Annotated in this window: 15 protein-coding genes; 6 read left to right on the forward strand and 9 right to left on the reverse strand. The window is 67.6% G+C overall.

Annotated elements, in window-relative coordinates:
* Positions 1–45: 45 nt before the first annotated feature.
* Positions 46–933 (reverse strand): CPBP family intramembrane glutamic endopeptidase, encoded by an 888-nt coding sequence (locus ABWV23_RS04885; protein WP_353345527.1) that lies wholly within the window; start codon positions 931–933, stop codon positions 46–48.
* Complete coding sequence (locus tag ABWV23_RS04890; RefSeq protein WP_353345529.1) at positions 926–4,039, reverse strand: ABC transporter transmembrane domain-containing protein; 3,114 nt, start codon at positions 4,037–4,039, stop codon at positions 926–928. Before ABWV23_RS04890 ends, ABWV23_RS04885 begins: the two co-directional genes overlap by 8 nt.
* 197 nt (positions 4,040–4,236) lie before the next feature.
* Here ABWV23_RS04890 and ilvD point away from each other — a divergent pair, with 197 nt between their 5' ends.
* The 4 genes from ilvD to ABWV23_RS04910 all read left to right on the forward strand — a co-directional run bounded on the left by ilvD (position 4,237) and on the right by ABWV23_RS04910 (position 7,893).
* The gene (gene ilvD / locus ABWV23_RS04895; RefSeq protein WP_353345531.1) at positions 4,237–6,000 is read left to right on the forward strand and encodes a dihydroxy-acid dehydratase; all 1,764 of its coding nucleotides are present in this window, start codon (positions 4,237–4,239) and stop codon (positions 5,998–6,000) included.
* Positions 5,981–6,595, forward strand: a complete 615-nt coding sequence (locus tag ABWV23_RS04900) for a hypothetical protein (RefSeq protein ID WP_353345533.1) — start codon at positions 5,981–5,983, stop codon at positions 6,593–6,595. Before ilvD ends, ABWV23_RS04900 begins: the two co-directional genes overlap by 20 nt.
* Positions 6,596–6,742: 147 nt before the next feature.
* The gene (locus ABWV23_RS04905) at positions 6,743–7,504 is read left to right on the forward strand and encodes a DUF6478 family protein (RefSeq protein ID WP_353345535.1); all 762 of its coding nucleotides are present in this window, start codon (positions 6,743–6,745) and stop codon (positions 7,502–7,504) included.
* An 11-nt stretch (positions 7,505–7,515) separates the two neighbouring features.
* On the forward strand, positions 7,516–7,893 hold the full coding sequence (locus ABWV23_RS04910; RefSeq protein WP_353345537.1) for a hypothetical protein: 378 nt from the start codon (positions 7,516–7,518) through the stop codon (positions 7,891–7,893).
* A gap of 78 nt (positions 7,894–7,971) precedes the next feature.
* On the opposite strand, the gene ABWV23_RS04915 is transcribed toward ABWV23_RS04910, so the two are convergent.
* From ABWV23_RS04915 to ABWV23_RS04930, 4 genes are all read right to left on the reverse strand, one after another.
* Positions 7,972–9,309 carry a S41 family peptidase gene (locus ABWV23_RS04915; protein ID WP_353345539.1) on the reverse strand — a complete coding sequence of 446 codons (1,338 nt, stop codon included), beginning with the start codon at positions 9,307–9,309 and terminating at the stop codon, positions 7,972–7,974.
* A gap of 6 nt (positions 9,310–9,315) precedes the next feature.
* On the reverse strand, positions 9,316–10,461 hold the full coding sequence (locus ABWV23_RS04920) for a murein hydrolase activator EnvC family protein (RefSeq protein ID WP_502901593.1): 1,146 nt from the start codon (positions 10,459–10,461) through the stop codon (positions 9,316–9,318).
* Positions 10,458–11,975 (reverse strand): 2,3-bisphosphoglycerate-independent phosphoglycerate mutase, encoded by a 1,518-nt coding sequence (gpmI, locus tag ABWV23_RS04925; protein ID WP_353345541.1) that lies wholly within the window; start codon positions 11,973–11,975, stop codon positions 10,458–10,460. The genes ABWV23_RS04920 and gpmI overlap by 4 nt, the downstream gene beginning before the upstream one ends.
* A gap of 95 nt (positions 11,976–12,070) precedes the next feature.
* Positions 12,071–15,025 carry an error-prone DNA polymerase gene (locus ABWV23_RS04930; RefSeq protein WP_353345543.1) on the reverse strand — a complete coding sequence of 985 codons (2,955 nt, stop codon included), beginning with the start codon at positions 15,023–15,025 and terminating at the stop codon, positions 12,071–12,073.
* Positions 15,026–15,350: 325 nt separating this feature from the next.
* Here ABWV23_RS04930 and ABWV23_RS04935 point away from each other — a divergent pair, with 325 nt between their 5' ends.
* Positions 15,351–15,530, forward strand: a complete 180-nt coding sequence (locus ABWV23_RS04935; protein ID WP_353345545.1) for a zinc-finger domain-containing protein — start codon at positions 15,351–15,353, stop codon at positions 15,528–15,530.
* Between the two features lie 88 nt (positions 15,531–15,618).
* On the opposite strand, the gene ABWV23_RS04940 is transcribed toward ABWV23_RS04935, so the two are convergent.
* Together ABWV23_RS04940 and ABWV23_RS04945 are read right to left on the reverse strand one after the other, a co-directional pair.
* A complete protein-coding gene (locus ABWV23_RS04940) occupies positions 15,619–15,900 on the reverse strand; it encodes a DUF6552 family protein (protein ID WP_353345547.1) in 282 nt (93 codons plus the stop codon).
* The gene (locus ABWV23_RS04945) at positions 15,890–16,594 is read right to left on the reverse strand and encodes an SDR family oxidoreductase (RefSeq protein ID WP_353345549.1); all 705 of its coding nucleotides are present in this window, start codon (positions 16,592–16,594) and stop codon (positions 15,890–15,892) included. The genes ABWV23_RS04940 and ABWV23_RS04945 overlap by 11 nt, the downstream gene beginning before the upstream one ends.
* A gap of 99 nt (positions 16,595–16,693) precedes the next feature.
* On the opposite strand from ABWV23_RS04945, the gene ABWV23_RS04950 reads away from it, so the two are divergent.
* Positions 16,694–17,569, forward strand: coding sequence for a LysR substrate-binding domain-containing protein (locus ABWV23_RS04950; protein WP_353345551.1), 876 nt, complete (start codon positions 16,694–16,696; stop codon positions 17,567–17,569).
* Positions 17,570–17,585: 16 nt separating this feature from the next.
* Here the strand turns inward: ABWV23_RS04950 and ABWV23_RS04955 are convergent, their stop codons facing one another.
* Positions 17,586–18,230 (reverse strand): cation efflux transmembrane domain-containing protein, encoded by a 645-nt coding sequence (locus ABWV23_RS04955; protein WP_353345553.1) that lies wholly within the window; start codon positions 18,228–18,230, stop codon positions 17,586–17,588.
* Between the last annotated feature and the right edge of the window lie 7 nt (positions 18,231–18,237).

Below are 18,237 nucleotides of genomic sequence, written 5' to 3' on the forward strand. Positions count from 1 at the left end.
AGCGTGCACGCTGCGTCAGATAAGCCGGGGCGCGGACAATTGCAATCAACGCCTGATGGCAATCCGCGCGACAAGCCATGTCAGCACCATCAGCGCGAAGTCGACTGCCAGCCAGGCCCGCATCGGGCCGGTGTCATCGGAGGAGAACGGCAGGATGAAGAGTGACAGGCCATTCAGGCTCTCGGGAACCGAAAAGATCAGCAGCGCCACGACATTGTTGAAGAAATGCACCGCGATCGCCGGGCCCAGCGTGCCCGCCCGGGCGGTGAGATCGGCCATCAGGATACCGAAACAGCCGGCCCAGATCGCGATCAACCCGGCATTGGGGCCGGCCTCGGCGGGCACGAAATGGCCCAGCGCGAACAGGATCGAGGGCAGCAACAACCAGGCCGCCGGGTGCGGGATCCGCGCTGCCAGCGCCTGCTGCAGGTACCCCCGGAACAGGATCTCCTCGGCGCTGACCTGGATCAGGATCGCGACCAGCGCCAGCGGCAGCAGCATCAGCCAACGCCCGAACGCGAGATTGGGAAGAAGCGGCGCGCCCATGTCGTAGGGCGGCAGGGCGAACAGCACCAACCCGAACAGCAACAACAGGCGCAACACCCGCCAGAACTGGATAACCGCCCGCCCCGGTGGCCCGATCAGCCCCAGCGGCGCGCGGCGCTGAACAAGATGCGCCGCCGCAAAGACGCCGACGATGACAAAGCCGAAACTACCCAGCAGGATCAGCATCGACCCCGGCCGGTGCCCGGTCGCCAGGTCCGCCGCCCATCCGATCGGCGCGACCGAGAAAACAAACGCCTGCAACACCGCGTTCAGCCCGAGAACGATCACCGCTACCATCGCCAGGCCGGCGAACAGGCGCCACAGCGCGCGGCCCGGGCGGGCCGGGGCAACCAGGATCTCATGCGCGGCATAGGGGCGATCAGTCATCGAAATACTCGTTCAGCGTATCCAGGGAAATCGGCAGGTTCTTTTTCAGCACGGCCTCGGAGAGGTTGACCTGCGCCGCCTGCAACAACTCGGTCGCGCCGGCCAGGTGCCCAGCCACCGCCTCGAGCAGCGCCAGCGCCACCGAGGCATCGTTTTCGATCACCGCGCGAAACTCCTCGGCACCGATGCGAAGAAACCGCGTCGGTTCCACCGCCACCAGATCGAGAAAGCGTTTGTCGCGCGTGATCACGGCCAGGTCTCCGATCAGCCGCCCCGGCAACACGAAGGACACCGGCGGCGTGCTGGCATCACCCGCGGGCCAGCGCAGTTCGGCCTGCCCCTCGAGGCACAGGTAGACCGCGTCGGCGGGCCGGTCATGAGAAAAGACAACCTGACCGGGCGCCACTTCGTACCATTGCGCAGAGAACGCCAGGAGGCGGCGGTTGCGCAGGCTGAGCCGCCCGAACAGATCGTTGCGTGACAGGATCGCCAGCTTGCGGCCAAGGTCATCGGTCCCCTCCCCCTCTTTCGACTCCGACAGGGCGGTGCCGTCGATCCGACCGTCGCGGATCTCGACATACATGTCATAGGCATCCGGGTTGTCGAACCGGTCCTCGAGAAACAGCATGGTGGTATCGGGCAGGAGTTCGCGCAGGCGGGTCCGCGTGTTGAGTCGGCTGTCCGCGTTATGGCTGGCCAGGATGTTGTCCATGATCAGGATATCGGGGCGCTTGATCCCGGCCCGACTGAAGCCGGCGCGCTCCTGGAACACGGTCGGCAGGTTGGTGCCGCCAAGCCCGGCCCGCAGATCGTAAAGGATCGCCGCCGCGCGGTGACGCAACCCATGGGCCTCGAGCACCTCGGCCACGACGTTCTCGATCTCGTCGGCCTTGGCGCCGGCCATGATCGACACCCGCCCGTAGATGGCGTTTTCCAGGACCGTCAGGCGCGGAACATAGGAATCGGGGCCGATCGGCTCGAACATGTCGGCCAGGTTGCGGCGCAGCTCTGCGCCCCGGTTGCGCCGGATCGACAGGATCCGTCTTTTGTACTTGTCGGGGAAATCCGGGCCGATCTGTTCCGCGGTCAGCATGAAGGGCACGATCAGCAGCATCGCCCGGTCTTCCTGCGACAGCGCCGCCTTGCCGCGCCGTGTCGCGCGCCCGGCGATATCGGACACACGCAGGTAAAGCTCCTTGTCCAGCCCCAGGCGCAAGAACAGCGGATGGTCGGTACCATCCGTGCCGAAGGTCCGGTTCAGCGTGTCGATTACCCCCATCGAGACCGAGATGACATCGTCGGCGATGCCCTCGTCCTGCAGCATCTGCAGGAAGCGATGCTCGCGCGCCAGGGCCTCGGGCTGGATATCGTGCACCGGGGTGGCGAACAGCAGGTTGCCGGCAAGCGGCAGCGCCGGGTTGAACCGCTCGGGGTCCAGGGTGAAATAGGCATCCTCCAGCCCCCGTTCGCGCAGCTTTTCGCGGACCTCCGGACGCAGGGCGACGATCTCGCGCGCCAGGCCGGCGTGCTGCTCGGTCACGAACCGGGACCGCAGGGTGCGGCGGAACATCATCTCGTCGATCCCCATCGCCTCGATCAGCTGGAACCACCAGTCGCGGACCTCGGCCCCGTCCGAGAGACCGGCGATCGCGGGATCGACCCAGTCGGCCGTCAGCGGATCGGTGCTGTTGCCCGCCCGTGCGGTCTCCAGGGCCCGCGCGTCATGGGCCACGGCAAGCTGTTCGGTATCACGCGGACGCATCTTGAGCGGCATCAGCAGGTTGTCGCCCAGAGTGCCGTCGAACAGGTAGGGCCGCGAATTGGCATAGCCGATACGCGCCGCGATCACCGCCTGGTGCAGTTGCTCCAGTGGATGGCCCGACAGCACCACGTGGCCCTGCGCCGGCAGCGTTTCGCGCACCAAAAGTTCGGCCAGCGCGGTCCGCTCGATCGCCTTGTCGCTCTGGATCGCGACGCGGCTGCGCGGCGGGATGGTCAGGTTGATGTCCTCCAGGATGGTATTGCCGTCCTGGTCGCGCACGGTGACGTCGTGCAACTCGATCGCCCCGAACAGGTGCGGCAGGCTGTCAGGTTCGCCGTCGAACAGCTCTTCCGGGATCATGTCGCGCGGCGCGAAACGCTCGGTCACCACGTCCCAGCGCAACGACATGTCCTGCACCTGGTTGTAATAGGTCAGAAGCTCCTTCCACGGGCTCGACAGATCCTTGTAGGCCGACAAGGCCGCCACCAGGGCACCCACGGTGATGTCGCCCTGGATCGCCAGGTACCCCCCGACCGAATAGAACATGAAGGGCGTCAGATGCCCGATCATGTTGTTGAGGAACTTCATGAAGAACTTTTTCTGGTAGATCCGGAACCGGATCTCGAACAGGCGCCCCAGCCGGTCGGTGATCATCGCAAGCCGATAGCGCCAGCCACCGTTGGCGCGCAGGTCGCTGATGCCCGCCGCGCTCTCGCCGATCTCGGTCGCAAGGTGGCGCAACTCGCCGATACGGTCCTTGTTCAGCAGGTTGATCTGGCGCTGGATCATCGGGATCAGCCAGGCCTGCAACGGGATCAACGCCACCGAGGCCAGCCCGAACCAGACACTTTGCATGAACAGGAACGACACGATGGTCATCATCTGGCCGAACTGGAACACCGGCTGGGCGATCGCATCGCCCATCAGGCCGCCCATTGGCTCGGCCTCGGAGGTGATCATCGACACCAGTTCGCCCTGGCTGGTGGTGCGAAAATAGGGCTTGGGAAAGCGCAACATGCGGTGGATCAGCTGATACCGCAGCCGCCGCAGCATCCGCTCGGACAGCACCCCCTTGCGGGTGTTGATGTGCATCTTCATCAACCCGCCGATCAGCACCGCCAGGAAAAACGCGACGCACAGGACCAGCAGGAATTGCACCTGCGTCAGCTCGATTCCGTAGATCGCGGTCTGCTGGCCCGCCGCACCGATGGCATCGTTGATGATCCTCTTGGGCAATTCCAGCGAGGCATAGAGAAACGGGAAGGACACCAGCGTCAGCACCAGCAGCCAGAGCTGCTGCCGCTTTGAGTGTTTCCAGATGAACGAAAACAGCGTGGGTTCCATCATCCGGCCCTTGCCCGACTCGCCAATACCCGCCGCAGAAAAGGCTCCGGCGTCACGGGCTTTCCGACGGTAAGCACTGCCCTGCGGGATTACAAGGCGCTGACAAACCGCACGCGGCGTCGCGGGCGGGCGGTTGACCCTTGTTTCAACCCGGGCGCAGGGATATTGCCAAGGAAACATTCTTTTGGAGGCCAGACATGCTCAAGCGCCAGTTCGACAAATCCAAACTGCCCAGCCGTCACGTGACCGAAGGGCCGGAGCGCGCGCCGCACCGTTCGTATTATTACGCGATGGGCATGACCGACGACGAGATTCACCAGCCCTTTGTCGGGGTCGCCACCTGCTGGAACGAGGCAGCGCCCTGCAACATCGCGCTGAGCCGGCAGGCACAGGCGGTCAAGGGCGGCGTGAAAGAGGCCCACGGCAGCCCGCGCGAGTTCACCACCATCACCGTGACCGACGGCATCGCCATGGGCCACGAGGGGATGCGCAGTTCGCTGGCCTCGCGCGAGGCAATCGCCGATACCGTCGAACTGACCATGCGCGGCCACTGTTACGACGCGCTGGTCGGGCTGGCCGGCTGTGACAAGTCGCTGCCCGGCATGATGATGGCGATGGTGCGGCTGAACGTGCCCTCGGTTTTCATCTACGGCGGCTCGATCCTGCCGGGCAAGGCACCGCAGGTCGACGAGATCCCCGAGGATTTCCGCACCCGCGACCTGACCGTACAGGACATGTTCGAGGCGGTGGGCCGCAACCAGAACGGCACCATGTCGGACAAGGCGCTGGCCATGCTGGAACGCGTGGCCTGCCCCAGCGCCGGCGCCTGCGGCGGCCAGTTCACCGCCAACACCATGGCCTGCGTCTCCGAGGCGATCGGCCTGGCGTTGCTGAACTCCTCGGGCATGCCGGCCCCCTACGAGAGCCGCGACCAATACGGCGAAGCCTCGGGTCACGCGGTGATGAACCTGCTCGAAAAGAACATCCGCGCCCGCGACATCGTCACCCGCCAATCGCTGGAGAACGCCGCCCGCGTGGTGGCCTGCACCGGTGGTTCGACCAACGCCGGGCTGCACCTGCCGGCCATCGCCCATGAGGCCGGGATTGATTTCTACCTCGACGACGTCTGCGACATCTTCCGCGAAACCCCTTATTTCGTCGACCTCAAGCCGGGCGGCCAATACGTCGCCAAGGACCTGTACGACGCCGGCGGCATCCCGGTGGTGATGAAGGAACTGCGCAAGGCCGGCCTGATCCACGAGGATTGCGTCACCGCGTCGGGCCGCTCCATCGGCGAGGAACTGGACCTGATCGAGCGCGAGGCCGATGGCCAGGTGATCTATCCCATCGACAATCCGCTGACCAAGACCGGCGGCGTGGTGGGCCTCAAGGGCAACCTCGCGCCCGAGGGCGCCATCGTCAAGGTTGCCGGCATCCCCAGCCAGCACCAGCGGTTCGTCGGCCCGGCGCGCGTGTTTGAATGCGAAGAGGACGCCTTCGAGGCGGTCAAGCAGCGCAGCTACAAGGAGGGCGAGGTGATCGTCATCCGCAACGAGGGCCCCGCCGGCGGCCCCGGCATGCGCGAGATGCTGGCCACCACCGCCGCGCTCTCCGGTCAGGGCATGGGCAAGAAGGTGGCGCTGATCACCGACGGCCGGTTCTCCGGTGCGACCCGCGGGTTCTGCGTCGGCCATGTCGGCCCCGAGGCCGCACAGGGCGGGCCGATCGCCCTGCTCAAGGACGGCGACGTGATCACCATCGACGCGGTCACCGGCGAAATCAGCGTCGACCTGAGCGACGAGGACCTGGCCAAGCGCAAGGCCGAATGGAGCGGACCGCGCGAGACCATCTATGCCTCGGGCGCGCTGTGGAAATACGCCAAGCTGGTCGGCCCGACCTACATGGGCGCGGTGACCCATCCCGGCGGCAAGGCCGAGAAACATGACTACATGGACCTCTAAGGGGGTCCTGGCGGCGCTTGGTCTGACGGTTCTGGCGGGGTGCGACGGCGGCAGTTTGCCGTTCAGCACCCCGTTCGACCAGGCCACCCGCGCCGAGCTTGCCGGCGGGGCCGTCACGGTCGCGGCGCCACCGGGCTATTGCATCGACCAACAGGCCCTGCGCCGCGCGCCGCGCGGGGATTTCGCGCTCTTGGCGCGCTGCGACACCTTGGGATTGCGCGGTTTCTTTTCCGGTCGGCGGCTGGCCCTTATGACCGTGGCCACCGCCCCGCAAAGGGCGGCGGACCTCCCGCCACCCAGCCTGGACGATGTGGCCCGTGCCGCCGCGCCGGCTCAGGTGATCGAAACCGGGATGGCCGGCGACCTGCCGCTCGTGCGGCTGGATACGCCCGGCGGAACGGTCGGGGCGGCGGCGACCCAGCATTGGCGCAGCGCCTTCGCGCTCAATGGCCAGTTGGTCGCGCTTGCCCTCTATGCACCGGGCGCCGGGGCAGGCGACAACAGGGCCGGGGCGGATCTTCTGGCCGACCTGGCGGAACGGACCCGCAGCGCCAGCACCCGCCCGCCCGAAGGCACCGCGCCCAATATGCAGTAGGCAGCCGCCGCGCCAGAGCCGCAGGACGATGAACAGACAGGATTTTCACCGCTGAAGTTGATTGGCGGTTTGTTTGACTGACCGGCTTTCGCTAAGCTGACCGCAATCAAGGCAATTTCGCCTGAAAGGCGAGCGACGGAACGGCATATGGGCAGTATTCTGGATCGGCTGTTACACGGGCGCGCGATGCGCCGATGGCGACGCGCGGCAAAGGCGGCCGAGGACACCGGCCTGTCCGACCTGCGAGTTCAGCGCAACCAGGCGCGCCAGTTGCGCACCCATCTCGACCGGCTGATCCATGTCGCCGACGGGCGCCTGGCGCTGCCGCAGGTCGGCACCTCGAACTTTCCCAGGCCGCACGGCACCGACTGGGCCTGGCGCCCCGAGCTGTGGCGCGGACCGCTTCCCACGCCGGGGCTGAGTTCGGTTCCCACCAAGTCGAAGCTGGGCGACGAGGTCACGCTGTTCCACGATTGCCGCTTTTCCGAACTGACCCTGCGCCAGTTACGCAACACCCGCGAGGCGGACCTTGCCGCCTATGGTCTGCGGATGGACGTGTTCCGGTTTGACGGTTCGTTCCTGTCGCTGGTCGTCGACCTGCCGGACTCGGCCCGGCACGGTCTGACGCGCGAGCATATCCTGCGCGTCAGCACGATCATCGAGGTCGAGAAACCGTTGGAGATTTTCGCCCGCCTCAACATCAAGAACGGCCCCAACACCGAACAGATCGTGCGGGAACTGCCGTTGAACGAGGAAGAGGTCATGGTGGAGTTCGACCTTGCCTATTCCCGCATGGACGAGAACCGGATCGAGAAAATCTGGCTCGACCTGATCTTCGAGGCGCCAGAGATGAACCAGGTGATCCTGCGCGACCTGACCTTTTCCAGGCGGCGGCGCGCCGCGCTCTAGGAGGCCCTGAGATGAGCGACCTGACCCTGACCAAGATCCGCCTGCGCAACCGCCGCTGGGAGGGCCGGCTGACCGGTGCCCCCGCGGGCAGCCCAAAACCCGACATCCGCGTCACCTACCTCGACCAGCCGGTCGAGACGGTCGAGTTGACCGAGGCCGCAGACCCCGGCGCCTGGGACCTTGCGGTGACGATCCCGGAGCACGCGGTCTCTGATGGCGTTCACAGCTTTCTGATCCTCGATGGCGCCAGCGGTACCAAGCTGGGGGATTTCGCGCTGATCGCGGGCGAGGCGATCTCGGACGACCTGCGCGCCGAGGTCGAACTCCTGCGCGCCGAGTTGGACATGCTCAAACGCGCCTTTCGCCGCCATTGCCTGGAAACCATGTAGCCGCCCGGTTCCCCGGTGCCGAAACGACAAGGGCCACGCAGATGCGTGGCCCTTTCGCGTTGCTGATCGGTGGGGGCGTTACTCCTCGCCACCCAGGGCGGTCAGCCCCTTGAGAATGTCGATGGCATAGGCCAGCTGGTAATCCTCTTCGCGCAGGCGCGCTGCGGCCTCGGCCTTGGCGCGGTCCGCCTCGATCTGGCGAATCTCGTCCTCGGTCAGGCTGTCGTTGGACAACCGTCCGCGAAGATCCGCCTCCGAGCGCGAACGCGGCCGCGTCGGCGTGTCCTCTTCCTCGGCCGTGGGCTGGCGGCGCGGCTGCGCCACCACGATGTCGGGGGACACGCCCAGCGCCTGGATCGACCGCCCCGACGGGGTGTAATAACGCGCGGTGGTCAGGCGCATCGCGCCGTCGCCACGCAGCGGCATCACCGTCTGCACCGATCCCTTGCCAAAGCTCTTGGTCCCCACGACGATGGCGCGGCGATGATCCTGCAGCGCGCCCGCCACGATTTCGGACGCCGACGCCGAGCCGCCATTGATCAGCACCACCATCGGCTTGCCCTGCGCCAGGTCTCCGGGGGTCGCGTTGAACCGCTCGCCATCCTCGGGGTCGCGGCCCCGGGTCGAGACGATCTCGCCCTTTTCAAGGAAGGAGTCGGACACCTTGATCGCCTGGGTCAGCAACCCGCCGGGGTTGTTGCGCAGGTCCAGGACGATGCCGTTGACGTTGTCGATGCCGCCGGCCGCCTCGACCTGCTCGGCCAGCCCGGCCTCAAGGTTCGGCGTTGTCTGGTCATTGAAGGTGGTCACCCGCAGAACCACGGTATCGCCCTCGGTCCGGGCGCGCACCGCCGTCAGCTTGATGGTGTCGCGGATGATCGACACGTCAAAGGGCTCGTCCTCGCCCTCGCGCACCACGGTGATGACGATCTCGCTGCCCACCGGACCGCGCATCAGTTCCACCGCCGCATCCAGCGTCAGCCCCAGCACGCTTTCGCCGTCCACGTGGGTGATGAAATCGCCGGCCTCGATCCCGGCCTCGTCGGCGGGGGTGCCGTCGATCGGCGAGACCACCTTGACGAAGCCCTCTTCCTGGGTGACCTCGATGCCCAGCCCGCCAAACTCACCACGGGTCTGCACCCGCATCGCCTCGGCATCCTCGGGCGAGAGATAGCTGGAATGCGGATCGAGCGAGGACAGCATGCCGTCGATCGCCGCCTCGATCAGCTCGGACTCGTCGACCTCCTCGACGTATTGCGACCGGATACGCTCGAAAATGTCGCCGAACAGATCAAGCTGCTCGTAGACGTTGGTGTTGCGCGCGCTCTCCTGCGCCAGCAACGGCCCGGCGATCTGCGTCGTGGCGACGAATCCTGCCAGCGTGCCGCCGATCGCGGCCATCACGAATTTCTTCATGCCTGTTTACCCATCCTTATCGGTTCGGAACCACGTCTCCGGGTCCACCGGGCTGCCGCCCTCTCTTACTTCTATATAGAGCGTTTCCGAACGCTCAGTTCCAGTGCCATCACCGCTTAGTGACAAAATCGCTCCGATTTCCGGAACCGCACCGCCCATCAGCCCCACCGGCGTGCCCGCCGGGATCACCTGCCCCGCCTCGCCATAGACCTCGGCCAGCCCGGACAGCACGAACAGCGTGTCGGGCTGCGGCTCGAGGATCATGACGTTGCCCAGGTCCAGCAGCGGCCCGCGATAGCGAATCGTCGCCGGTGTGGGCGAGGTGACCAGCGCCCGCGGCCGCGCCGCCACCACCAGCCCCGCGCGCGTCACCCCGGCCGCGTCGGCCTCGCCCGCGCGGTGCAGCACGATACCCTGAACCGGCAGCGGGATCTGCCCCTTGAGCGTGCCGATATCGGCGCGGCTCTCGGCGATCTCTCCGGCGGCGATCTCCGACAACCCGCTGGCGAACCCGTCAAGCGTCTCGGTCGAGGAGATCAGGATCGCGGTACGCACCGGGTCCTCGGTAAAGCGGCGCGGAAGATCGGTCCGGTCGGCCAGCGCCTGGCTCAACGCCGTGCGCGCCTCCTGCACCCCGGCCAGCCCCTCTTCCAGTGTCTTGGCCGCGCTTTGCTGAAGCAGCCGCAGCGTCTGGACCTCTTCGAGGTCATGGCGCAGCCGCTCGGCCCGCGTGTTCAATGCCGGTGTCACCTCGGCCAGGATCATGCCCGAGCGCGCGCTGCCCAGCGGCCCCTGCGGGTGCAGCATCCGCACCGGCGGCGGCGAGGTCTCGATGGTCAGGAGGACCCCCATCAGCCGGGCAATCTCGCCCTCGCGTGCCTGCAGCCTCTGGATCAGCTGCCCCTCACGCGTGGCCGCGCGGCGCAGCCCGTCGCGCATGGCCGCCAGCCCGGCCTCATAGGCCCGCACGGTGTCGGTCAGGGCATGGACCCGGTCACGCGCACCCTCGGCCTGCTGCAACCCCATCGCCGCCTGTTCCAACTGCACCGCCGCCGCCCGCGCCGCCGCCGCCGGATCACCCTGCCCCGCCGCCGCGCCGGCCCAGAGGGCGGCGCCGGTCGCGATCATGGCAAGGGCGCGGCGCAGGCTCATTTGATCAGGCTTTCCCCTGTCATCTCGGCCGGTTTCGGCAGTTCCATCAGCTCCAGCACCGTCGGCGCCAGGTCCGACAGCCGCCCGTCGCGCAGCGCGGCCCCCTCCGGCCCGCCGACCAGCGCCACCGGCACCGGGTTCAGCGTATGCGCGGTATGCGGCCCGCCGGTCTCGGGATCGACCATCTGTTCGCAATTGCCGTGATCGGCGGTCACGATCATCGCGCCGCCCGCGTCCTCAAGCGCCGCGATCACGCGTCCCAGCCCGCGATCCACCGTCTCGCAGGCCCGGATCGCCGCCTTCAGGTCGCCGGTATGACCGACCATGTCTGGGTTCGCATAATTCACCACGATCAGATCGTACCCCGCGCCGATCGCTTCGACCAGCTTGTCGGTCACCTCTTCGGCGGACATCTCGGGCTGCAGGTCATAGGTCGCCACGTCGGGCGATTGCGCCATGTAGCGGTCCTCGCCCTCCTCCGGGACTTCCTTGCCGCCGTTGAGGAAAAAGGTGACATGGGGGTATTTCTCGGTCTCGGCCAGGCGGAACTGCCGCAGCCCCTGCTTGGCCACCCAGGCCCCCAGCGTGTTGACGATCTCGCGCGACGGGAAAACCGTCGTCATATAGGCGTTGTGCGCGTCGGAATATTCCACCATCCCCAGCAGCCCGGCCAGCCTGGGCCGCGTCCCGGTGTCGAAGGCATCGAACCCCGGCTCGCCGATGGCGCGCAGGATCTCGCGCGCGCGGTCGGCGCGGAAGTTCAGGCAAAAGACCCCGTCGCCATCGCGCATGCCGGCGTAATCGCCGATCACCGTGGCGGTGATGAACTCGTCCGTCTCGCCCTGCTCATAGGCGTGATCGACCGCGCCCTTGGCGCTGCTCGCCGTCTGCCCCTCGCCCCGGACCATCGCCGCATAGGCCTCCGAGACCCGGCCCCAGCGGTTGTCCCGGTCCATGGCGAAATAGCGGCCGGTCACGGTCACGACACGGGCAGCATCCGGCAGGTGCTCCTCAAGCTCGCGCATGTACTCGAAGGCGGATTTGGGCGCCACGTCGCGCCCGTCGGTCACCGCATGCAGCGCCACCGGCACGCCCGCGGCGGCGATGGTCCGCGCCGCCGCCGCGATATGGTTCAGGTGCCCGTGCACACCGCCGTCCGAGACCAACCCCATCAGGTGCGCGGTGCCGCCTGTGTCCTTCAGCCGGGCGATGAAATCCAGCAACGCGGAATTCTCGAAGAACGAGCCATCCTCGATCGCCAGGTCGATCTGGCCCAGGTCCATCGCCACCACCCGGCCGGCGCCGATATTGGTGTGCCCCACCTCGGAATTGCCCATCTGCCCGCTAGGCAGGCCCACGTCCGGCCCGTGGGTGATCAACCGGGCGTGCGGCCCCTTGTCCATGATGGCGTCGAAATTCGGTGTCTGCGCCAGCAGCGGCGCGTTGGCCTCGGTCTCTTCCGACAGGCCCCAGCCGTCGAGAATGCACAGTATCACGGGTTTGGGGGCGGTCATGGGCGGGCTCCGAAGTGAATGTCTGTCCGCGCCTTCTAACGCCTGGGCGCGGCAGGGTGAACCGGTTTCGATGCCGCGCCCTGCTTCTTCTCTTTTCAAATACTCGTTTCCGGCGGCCTGCCGCCGGGCGCACCGGATCCCATGCCGGGCGTCAACCGGTGACGCAGCAGGGCGACCGGATGCGCCCGCAGGCTCAGGCGCAGGGCCACGTAGTCCTCGACCACCTGCTCGCCCAGCGTCATCTGCGGCAGATGCGCCGCCGGTTCCTCGATCACCTCGCCGCCCAGGTCCTGGGCAAACAGCGGCAACGGCCGGTCGGCGGCCACCGCCTTGGCCGCCCAGAGCGCCGCGCGCCGGCTCAGCCCGCAGCCGGCAAAGGCATCGGCCTCGGCCAGCCGGGCCAGCACCCCCGGCCCCAGCCCGGCGCGGCGCCACAGGTCGGCCACCTCGTGATAGCCGTTGCCGCGCGACGCGGTCAGCCAGGCGGCGTCCTCCTCGACCACCCCCTTGATCTGGCGGAACCCCAGCCGCAGCGCCAGGCCGCCGCGCCCGTCGGGCTCCATCACGTTGTCCCAGTAGCTGGCGTTGACGCAGACCGGGCGCACCTCGACCCCGTGGGCGCGGGCGTCGCGCACGATCTGGGCCGGGGCATAGAACCCCATCGGCTGCGCGTTCAGCAGCGCGCAGGCGAACAACCCCGGATGATGGCACTTGATCCAGGCGCTGGCATAGACCAGCAGCGCGAAGCTGGCCGCGTGGCTTTCGGGAAACCCATAGCTGCCGAAGCCCTCGATCTGCGAGAAACACCGCTCGGCAAAATCGCGGTCATAGCCGTTCCCGGCCATCCCGCGCAGGAACAGGCCCCTGAATTCGCTGACGTTTCCGTGTTTCTTGAAGGTGGCGAGCGAGCGCCGCAGCCGGTCGGCCTGTTCCGGCGTGAACCCCGCGCCGACGATGGCGATCTGCATCGCCTGTTCCTGGAACAAGGGCACGCCCAACGTCTTGCCCAGCACCTCACCCAGCGCGTCGGAGGGAAATGTGACCTGCTCCTCGCCGTTGCGACGGCGGATATAGGGGTGCACCATGTCGCCCTGGATCGGACCGGGACGGATGATCGCCACCTCGATCACCAGGTCGTAGAAGTTGCGCGGTTTCATCCGGGGCAGGAAATTCATCTGCGCCCGGCTCTCGACCTGGAACACGCCCACGGAATCGGCCCGGCACAGCATGTCGTAAACCCTGGGATCCTCGGGCGGCAGGGTGGCCAGCGTATACTCCGCGCCGTGATGCTGGCGCATGAGATCGAACGCCTTGCGAATGCAGGTGAGCATGCCAAGGCTCAGCACGTCGACCTTGAGGATGCCCAGCGCGTCAATGTCGTCCTTGTCCCAGCAGATCACCGTGCGTCCCTCCATGGTGGCGTTCTCGATCGGCACCAGCTCGTCGAGCCGCCCCTCGGTGATGATGAAACCACCCACATGTTGCGACAGGTGGCGGGGGAACCCCTCGATCTCGTGGACCAACGCGAGGGTCTGGCGCAACCGGCGGTCGGCGGGGTCAAGGCCGATCTCGCGCAGCCGGGCCTCCTCCATGCCCCGGGGCGACCCCCAGCCCCAAAGCTGCGAGGCAAGCGCGGCGACGGTATCCTCGCTGAGCCCCATGGCGCGGCCGACCTCGCGGATGGCGCGCTTGCCCCGGTAATGGATCACCGTGGCACACAGGCCCGCGCGGTGACGACCGTAGCGCTGATAGATCCACTGGATCACCTCCTCGCGGCGCTCGTGCTCGAAATCGACGTCGATGTCGGGCGGCTCGTCGCGCGCCTCGGAGACGAAGCGCTCGAACACCATGGTGCCGATCTCGGGCGAGACCGAGGTGATGCCAAGGCAATAGCACACCACAGAATTTGCCGCAGATCCGCGCCCCTGGCACAAGATGTTGCGGGATCTGGCAAAGGCGACAATGTCGCGCACGGTCAGGAAATAGGGCTCGTACCGCAGCTTGGCGATCAGGGTCAGCTCGTGTTCGAGCAGCTTGCGCACCCGCTCCGGCGCGCCGGCGGGATAGCGCCAGACGAGGCCCTCGCGGGCGAGGCGGTCGAGGCGCTGGCGCGGGGGTTCGCCGTCCTCGGCCTCGCTGGGGTACTCGTAACGCAGTTCGTCGAGCGAGAAGGTGAGCCGCTCGCTCAGCGCGTGGGCGCGATCAACGGCCCCCTCGTGCCCGGCGAAGAGGCGGCGCATCTCGCCCTCGGAGCGCAGCCGGCGTTCGCCGTTGGCCAGCGCGGCATGGCCCAGTTGCTCGACCCGGCGGCGCAGGCGAATGGCGCTCAGCACATCGGCCAGACGGCGGCGGCGACCGTGGTGAAACAGCGGCGTGGCACTGGCCAGCGTCGGCAGGTCCAGCGCCGAGGCCGCGCGGGCCAGGGCATCGAAGCGGGGGCCGTCGCGGCCGTCGTAGCGCGGGGAAAGCAGCAGGTGCATCCGGCCCCGGAAAGGGGCGCCGAGCCGGGGCAGTAACCGGGTCCATCCGGTCACATCCCCCGGCCGACCCTCGTCACTTTCTCCATGTCTTTCAAATGGATGCAGCAAAAGATGCAGCCCCTCGGAGAAGTCCAGAAGGTCGCACAGGGACAGCTCGCAACCGCCCTTTTCCGCCCGGAGCCGCCCCCTGGAAATCAGCCGGCAGAGGTTGGACCAACCGGCGCGGCTCTCGGGCAGGGCGGTGACCGGGGGGGCGTCGGAAAAGACCAGCCGCGCCGCCGGGATCAGCCGTGGCACAAGATAGACCGGGAAGGCCGGCGGCGGCGGGACGTGGTCGGGGCGCGGCGGACCGATGGGGGAATGGGCCGCGTCCCAAGCCCGCCGCTCGGCCACCTGGCGGGCGATGTCGCGCGCGGCACTGTGGGCACGGACGATGCCGGCGACCGAGTTCTCGTCGGCGATGGCGATGGCGGGCAGGCCCAGCTCGGCGGCGCGGGCCATGTACTCCTCGGGGTGGGAGGCCCCGGTGAGGAAGGTGAAATTGGAGGTGATCGACAATTCGGCGTACATGGCGAGTCGGGAGTATATTCACCTTTTGTTCTTTCTTGGAGTCCCCAAGTGCCAACCCGGATCGGGGAATTCGAGCGCGGTTTCGTACGATCCGAGCGCCGCGCCAGGCGCCCGATTTGCCCGTTTCGGGGGATTTTCGGGCGATTTTGTACGCTTTGCGTTACCCAGCCCCGCCCGGCGCGGCAACGCGCGGTGCCGCAATGCGGCGTTAACCGCACCCCGGCAGGGTGGCCGATGCGCGCCGGCCCTTGCCCCCGCCCCGGGCTTGGCCCATAAACGCAGCCGATCCAAACCCGCCACGGCATCAAGAGGGAGCCGCACAGCCATGACCATCGAGGCGCCGGAAACCAAGATCGTCGACAGCTATCGAATCGCCTGCGACGGCGGCGAAGGGCCGCTGGGCCATCCGCGCGTCTGGCTGCAGATCCCCGAGGACCTGGGCTGGGTCGAATGCCCCTATTGCGATTGCAAGTACATCCACAAGGATTTCGAAGGCAAGGTCTGAGCCGGACGCCCGGAGCAGCCGGCCGCGCGCCCCGTGGGGGCGGGCGGGTTTTCGAGTATTTGTAGAAGAGAAGAAGCCGGGGCGATGCTCAGCCGCTGCTCATCCCGGCCAGCATGGCGCCGAGCGCGACGATGTGGATCAGCATGATCGCCTTGTCGTTCCACAGCACGCCGACCGTGAACCAGCCCAGCAGGCCGACCAGGAACAGGTAGATGTTCCAGGGCGTCCAGCCGGCGGCAGTCGCGGTGTAGCCCATGATCTGGATCACCGAGGCGCCCCATTTGAGCGCGAAGGCGGCGCGGCTGGTGACGGGTGCGGCCCTTGGCGCGGGCGCGACGACGGCGCTTGCGGCGGCGGTCTCAGACGGCACGGGTCAGCCCGCCGTCGATGCGCAGGTTCTGCGCGGTCATGTAGCCGCCCTCGTCCGAGGCCAGCCAGGAGATCAGCGAGGAGACCTCGCCCGCGTGGCCATAGCGGCCAAGCGGAATCCGCGCCTTGCGGTCCTCGGTCTCGGGCAGGCTGTCGATGAAGCCCGGCAGCACGTTGTTCATGCGGATGTTGTCGGCGGCATACTTGTCGGCGAAGAGCTTGGCAAAGGCCGCCAGGCCGGCCCGGAACACGCCGGAGGTGGGAAACAGCGGGTCGGGTTCGAAGGCCGCGAAGGTCGAGATGTTGATGATCGCGCCGCCGCCCTGGGCCTGCATGATCGGCGTCACCAGCCGGGTCGGGCGGATCACGTTCATCAGGTAGACCTCCATGCCCTGGTGCCAATCCTCGTCCGGGATTTCCAGCACCGGGCCCTTGGGGCCGTGCCCGGCCGAGTTGACTAGGACATCGACCCGCCCCCAGCGCTGTTGTGCGCCCTCGACGAGGGCGGCGAGATCGTCGGGCGAAAGGTTCGAACCGGTCACGCCGAAGCCGCCAAGCTCGGCGCCCAGCGCCTCGCCCTTGCCGGAGGAGGAGAGCACGCCGACCTTGAAGCCGTCGGCGGCCAGCCGGCGCGCCGCATCGGCGCCCATGCCGCTGCCGCCTGCCGTCACGAGTGCAACTTTTTCTACAGTCATCCTGATCTCCAATCTGTGTTTGTGGCATTACATATCAGAAAAATAGCGGCCTTTCGCGCCAGAATTGATTTCCTGTAACTGTAGAAATACTATTGCCTTATGAGTTCGCTTCCGCCCCTCAACGCGCTGCGCGCCTTTGACGCCGCCGGTCGCCACCTGAATTTCCGCATCGCGGCGGAGGAGTTGGGCGTGACGCAGGGGGCAGTGGCCCAGCAGGTGCGCCTGCTGGAAGACCACATGGCGGTGCCGCTGTTCGAGCGGTTGCCGAAGGGGGTGGCGTTTACCGCCGCCGGGCGCAGCTTTCATGGGCGGGTGGCCGCCGCCTTTGCCGAGTTGCGCGACGCCACCCGCAGCCTGCGGCCGGAGCCGGGACAGGTGCTGATCAGTGTCACCCCGACCTTTGCCGCCAAGTGGCTGATCCCGAACCTGCCCGCCTTTTCGGAGTGCCATCCCGACATCGACCTGCGCATCCTGGCGACCGAGCGGGTGTCGAGCTTTCACGGTGACGGGGTCGACCTGGCCATCCGGCAGGGCGCGCCGCCGTTCGGTGCCGCCGTCGAGGCGCGGCTGCTGTTCGCGCATGAGCTTGTCGCGGTGGCGGCGCCGTCGCTGGTGGAGGGGCGGTCCCTGCCGCTGGCGCCCGAGGTGCTGGCGCGGATGCCCAAGCTGCACGATGCCCATGATGGCTGGCCCGCGTTCCTGGCCCGGCTCGGGGTGCGGGATGGGGGAACGCGGGGGCTGCGGCTGAGCCAGACCGCGCTGGCGATCGATGCAGCGATCTCGGGACAGGGGGTTGCGCTGGTCGGCCGGTTCCTGGCCGAGCGCGACATCGCCGCCGGCCACCTGGTCCAGGTCAGCGCGGCGCGGTTGATCGACCAGAAGAGTTTTTACCTGCTGGCGTTGAAGGGAAAGCGGAGCCGCGAGGCGGACCGGGTCGCGGACTGGCTGCTGTCGGTGACGGGGGCGGCGCGCTGATCTCGGGGAGAGCCCCTCAGCGCAGGATCGGCACCGCGTTGTCGTCGCGGTCCTGGCGGAGTTCCTCCATCGCCTGGCGCAGGATGGTGGCCGCCCCCTGGATCGCCAGCCCGGCCATCACCGCCGCGACGATGATGTCGGGCCAGCCGGTGCCGGTGCCGAAGACGCCCAGCGCGGCGGCCAGAACCGCGAGGTTGGCGACCACGTCGTTGCGCGAGCAGATCCAGACCGAGCGCATGTTCGCATCGCCGTCGCGCCAGGCGTAGAGCAGCGCGAGGCAGGCAGCGTTGGCCGCCAGTGCCACCATGCCGACGATCCCCATGGTGTGCCAGCCCGGCACCGTGCCGTGCAGCGCGTGCCAGATGACGCTGCCGATGACCCAGATCCCGAACAGCCCCATCGAGGCGCCCTTGACCAGCGCGGCGCCGGCCCGCCACCGCAGGCTCATCCCCAGGACGAAGAGGCTGATTCCGTAATTCGCCGCGTCGGCGAAGAAATCGAGCGCATCGGCCTGGAGGGCCGCCGAGCCGGCGGCGAGGCCGGCGACGATCTCGACCAGGAACATGGTGGCGTTGATGCCCAGCACGATCCAGAGCACGGCGCGGTAGCGCCCGGTCGCGGCGGCGTTGGAGGAGCAGGTATCGCTGGAACAGCAGGGCATGGGCGGC

Origin of the sequence: Aquicoccus sp. SU-CL01552 (genome assembly GCF_040365005.1) — a bacterium.
In the GTDB taxonomy this organism is placed as follows: Bacteria; Pseudomonadota; Alphaproteobacteria; order Rhodobacterales; family Rhodobacteraceae; genus Antarcticimicrobium.